Source organism: Spartinivicinus poritis (assembly GCF_028858535.1).
Taxonomy (GTDB): Bacteria; Pseudomonadota; Gammaproteobacteria; order Pseudomonadales; family Zooshikellaceae; genus Spartinivicinus; species Spartinivicinus poritis.
Genome location: NZ_JAPMOU010000119.1, coordinates 1 through 4,671, shown reverse-complemented (window position 1 = coordinate 4,671; position 4,671 = coordinate 1). Strand labels below are relative to the sequence as shown.

General features: G+C 40.0%; 4 protein-coding genes. 2 read left to right on the top strand and 2 right to left on the bottom strand.

Going from position 1 to position 4,671, the window contains the following annotated elements:
• Window positions 1-161: 161 nt before the first annotated feature.
• The gene (locus ORQ98_RS28990) at window positions 162-464 is read left to right on the top strand and encodes a hypothetical protein (protein ID WP_274692312.1); all 303 of its coding nucleotides are present in this window, start codon (window positions 162-164) and stop codon (window positions 462-464) included.
• A 553-nt stretch (window positions 465-1,017) separates the two neighbouring features.
• On the opposite strand, the gene ORQ98_RS28985 is transcribed toward ORQ98_RS28990, so the two are convergent.
• Both ORQ98_RS28985 and ORQ98_RS28980 read right to left on the bottom strand, forming a co-directional pair.
• The gene (locus tag ORQ98_RS28985) at window positions 1,018-2,688 is read right to left on the bottom strand and encodes a sulfatase-like hydrolase/transferase (RefSeq protein WP_274692311.1); all 1,671 of its coding nucleotides are present in this window, start codon (window positions 2,686-2,688) and stop codon (window positions 1,018-1,020) included.
• A gap of 27 nt (window positions 2,689-2,715) precedes the next feature.
• Window positions 2,716-3,141 carry a sulfatase-like hydrolase/transferase gene (locus ORQ98_RS28980; protein WP_274692310.1) on the bottom strand — a complete coding sequence of 142 codons (426 nt, stop codon included), beginning with the start codon at window positions 3,139-3,141 and terminating at the stop codon, window positions 2,716-2,718.
• A gap of 455 nt (window positions 3,142-3,596) precedes the next feature.
• Here ORQ98_RS28980 and ORQ98_RS28975 point away from each other — a divergent pair, with 455 nt between their 5' ends.
• Window positions 3,597-4,625, top strand: coding sequence for a helicase-related protein (locus ORQ98_RS28975; RefSeq protein WP_274692309.1), 1,029 nt, complete (start codon window positions 3,597-3,599; stop codon window positions 4,623-4,625).
• Window positions 4,626-4,671: the final 46 nt, after the last annotated feature.

The window sequence follows — 4,671 nt, the reverse complement described above, 5'->3', positions numbered from 1 at the left end:
AATCATGGGTAATGGATTAGCTGAGTTTGCAGATTAGGTACTCAGTTACACCTAAAAATGATTCGTTATGGGTATACGATGAGTTAATCAGTAATGTTGCCATTTATTACGCTCGAAAAGATGCGGAAGAACACCCACTTTAAGATTCAAAAGGTTTTTTAATGGCCAATGCAATTGAGACATTACGCTATGCAAAACAACTCAAGCAGCTACAGGAAAAGGTGTTTAGTGAAAGCACCAAAGGTTTTGAAAAAATTAAATTACTAAAAGATATTAAAAAAGTCAGAGAAGCTTTAACGGTTAAAGTTAAAACTACAGTCAACCTGTTTCAGCAATTACTGGCAGGCGAGTTTAATAAACTTAATCCCAAAGTCTTTATCAAACAGGTCAAAGCCATCCTAGAAGAGATTAAACAACCCGTCGTGGATTACTTAATTAACCATCTCAACTTAAAAGCCGCTTGAGAAACTATCCTGATCCCACCGTTGATCTATTAATTTCTCAGGAAGTGAGGTTTGATAATATTCATTCTATACTGAAATGGGAAAGCCTCCTAGTAATAGCATTGGCAAAACCAAGCTTGCTGATTACACAAACGATGGTAATCAACAGCGACAGAAATTATTGGATGCTAATAAAAGGGCTTTACTTACTAAAGTACAACAGATACAGCACTCCTTGATGAATTGAAAGCACCTTTCTTAAAGTATCTCCAAGAAATCAGTAACATTTTACCGAATATCCGAAAAAAACATGACTTACTTGAGTTTAAGTTAGATTTAGAAGTTGCTGTGGATTTGCTATATGAAAAAAGGAAGTCTCGTTTAATCAGTAAAGTAGACTATAAAAAGAATAATATACCATTATGGCCAGGGTATAACACTATGACCAGCTTGTGGCCAAACACATTACCCCGGCAAAGCCGGGGAGGTACCTAATTTAATTAGCCATACTTTGGGACTGGCGAAATCGCTCCAAGTTAATTAGAAAAAATAATATCCTAAGCAATTATTGAGGTTAGGCTATTTCTTTGGCGGCTTTTACCTTTTTCAGCTTTGAGGTTTGTTTAGATGGATCAGGCGAAGTCTGCGTGGGGGCTGTCCAGCCATTTAACCACTCAAATTCTAAAGATTCCAGTAGGGCAAGCATGGAATTTGCCTTATCTACTATATTTGTCCTGCTACCAAACTCCTCCGGTACTATTTCAATAACATTGAAGGTAGGGTCACTTACATCAAGCAGATTAATTTCCTCGGCTGGATCAATATTGAGATTGTAGAGTTCAAATTGCTGCGGTTCAAAAACAGCATCATCAGTTAACCACGCCGGATCCCAGTAGCGCACTAGCTTCCAATTATCATTACTTACTGCACAATGCACTAGATTGGGTTGCCTTACTGAACCAGAACCTAGTGTTTCTGCAAAATTAGGTTGTTGCGCTTTAAGCTTAGCAATTGCTTCAACGAAAACACTATAAGGATTTAGATTGCCATCTTTATCCGTGATTGGTGGTGGGTTATCGCCGTCGTATACAACTTTTTTAAATGGCTCTGTGATTGTATCGTAAGTGACAAACAACACCCCTTCACGTGCCTGGTCACTATTTGGTTTATTTATAATGCCTTGTCCTTGAATGGCCTGACTAAAGTCTGAGCCCACAGGCATAGCTGTGTTGTCTGTGATATGCCCAGAAATTTTTGCTAACAGTTCCTGTTGTTGCACAGTGGTGTTGATACCTGTTAATCCAAGAATGGATGGCAATATGTCTGCATGACTCGTCACTTGCTCAAATTGCTGCAAGCCACCTTCAACACGGTAATAATTTTCTGGAAAGCGCACCACCAAGGGTACATGTATCATTTCTTCATAGCCAGTATGCCATTTTTCCATCATCATGTGGTGAGAGCCACTATATTCACCGTGATCTGGACAAAATATAACAATCGTATTTTCTGCTTGACCACTGGTTTCCAGCTCAGTAAGCACTGTATGTATATGTTGATCTACATGATGCAATAAAAAGCCATAATATTGGATAAAAGCAGAAGTGGTGAGATGAGGGTTTGAAGTAAGCGCAAAGGGTAGGCCTAGCATATCTGCATTTAAAGCAAGATTAGCAGCAGAATCTAGCCTTTCTTCAGGGGCTGCTGAACTGCCAAGAGAGGAGTCTGTAATGCTTTGTGCTGCTAGGGAATTAAATGCCAGTCCTATTTTGTAGGAGTAATCGAATTGGCAACCAGGTTTATTATTATTGATAAGATCTTCATTCCAGGTTGCCATCGTTGTGGCATTGTCTTGGGGGAAATTGAATGGATTAAGCGGAAGCTCGATCGTACCACTTTTTGGAATTCTTGCATGAGTGTCCTGTGATGGAACGGCCAGTGCCAAAGGGTGATTAGAAATCACCTGATCACAGGCCTGCTTAGGAACGCCTGGATATAGGCCAATGTCGTGAGGATTATTAAAAGAAACAACAGTAAACCAAGGGTTCTGAACTTTAGCACTTGTATCTGGGTCTTCCTCTTGCGCAACTGCTTGGACATAGGGAACACCTAACCCAATACGGCGAAAAAAAGTTCGCGATAAATCAGCAAACTGATAATCGCGGTAGTAACCCAAATTATTATAAAGACCACCGTAGGGCTCTGGGAAACTCCATTCCCAGTCAGAAAATCCATACTCTTCCAATGAGTTGACTGATTCATCAGAAATATGCTATTTACCGATGTAGTGCGTGTTGTAGTCGTTTGCTCTCATCCAGTCGCCAATCGTCGGGTAGCCAGTTGGATCTAACCAAGGATAGTTTTTACTAGTGCCATCTTTGAATATACCGTCTGTGTATTTAACCTCGGTTTTATTAGGGTATTGGCCAGTAAACAAAGCTGCTCGACTAGGAACACAGGCAGAAGAAGAAATACGATGTTGGTTAAGCACCACAGCATTATTTCTCAGGGCCATTAACCCTGGAAAATAATCTTTAAAGGAATTATCTTCCCCTAAATTATCCTGAAAACCAATAATTGACTTTAATTCTTGGTTAAATCCCCCCGCCTTGCCAAAAATGGGAAAACGCATTTGGTCAACCATGATTAAAAGGATATTTGGTTTGCTTTCGTTCTTTATTTTATTTGAATCCGACATGTAGTGTACTCATTTTTTATAATTAGTTGAAATTTACTATTAAACTTGTGTTAACAATTGTCAGCATAAATATCATGTTAACTAGGTGTTAAAGGTAACCTAATCGTTGACTGCTCAATTTTAACGTACAGTAAAGCTCACAGTTCCATGTGCAAACTTAGGGTATAAAATAATTAAAAGCAAATATCAAAGCGCAAGTAGTGCTGAATAGCCCATGAATCTTTGAGGTGGTATTGACTCGTCGGTTGCCATTTAATTATTAATTAAATATGACTTATAAGTATCATAACTTATATTTTCAAAGTCCACTTTAACAGAGGCTGTAACATTAATAAAAATTATTAATCATTTACAAATTTAGCCTGCAGTTCCTTTCAATATACCACAAATTTCACCAGGCCTTTGAAAAAGAGTTTGAGCAAGGGTTAAAAAAACAGGGTATTCCCATTACCGATGTGACCCACCCGCTAACACCCAAATACAGCCAATTAATGGAGAATTTACGCACGGAATATGATAGTGGCGGCAAACAATTAATCTTTTCGTCGGAAAAATCCCAGCACCGTAAATTAACCCGTTTAATTCAGCATCATTTACCCATGGATATGAAAAAAATTGGGATTATTAATGCGGATGAAGCCGCCGGTGCGAAAACCCAAAAACTGGCCCATGCTTATAATGCCGGGAGTATTCAAATTATTATTGCCAATGAGCGAGCAGAAGAAGGTGTCGACTTGCAACACGGCACATCCGCTATACATAACCTGACGTTCCCCTGGACACCTGACAAACTCACCCAACGTAAAGGCCGTGGGGTTCGCCAAGGGAATACCCAAAGCCGAGTCAAAATTTATAACTATGTGGCACAAAGCACCCTGGATGAATATCGCCTGCATTTAATTGGCCGTAAAGAAGGCTGGATTAATAAAATCCTAACGGATAACACGATTCATCAAGCCAAAAACGGTGACATGTTGGACCCTGAAGAATTAGCGATGTTACTGGCGTCTGATCCCGAAGCCTATCAACAAAAAGTAGCAGAAGCGAAAGCCAAGCGTGCCAAGCAAGAAGCCGCTAAAGTCCGTGCAGATATTGTCCGGGAGTTAAAAAGCTTACTCAATGCCGAGGCAGCATTATCCAGCCACCAAATAGAGAGTACCGAGCTGGCTAAAGATAAATTAAAGCGCCAGATAGAGTCTACAAGTGAAGCCATTGCCGCCATACAAAGCCAGCTTGCCCTGGGTGATAACCCTGCGTTACAAAAAGAACTGGCTCGTAATCAGTCCCAACATGCAAAACTCAGCCAACTATTAGCGAATTTTGATGCCAATCATACGGCAAAGGGTGAACAGCTGGCGCATAAAATTAAACGCCACCGTGTGTATTTGCAGGATAAAGCAGAAGAAGGCAAATTATTTTTGGCTCAATATAGATTCCTGGGGGCTATATTAATATGTAGTAGTGTCATTACCGAGGGAAACTGACGGACTAATTACCAAGGGACTTTGTCGTAATAGGCTAACAACGGCT

What these genes read in the sequence shown, in the direction of transcription:
- ORQ98_RS28980 (WP_274692310.1), bottom strand. Translation starts at nt 3,141, where the DNA reads ATGTCGGATTCAAATAAAATAAAGAACGAAAGCAAACCAAATATCCTT.
- ORQ98_RS28990 (WP_274692312.1), top strand. Translation starts at nt 162, where the DNA reads ATGGCCAATGCAATTGAGACATTACGCTATGCAAAACAACTCAAGCAG.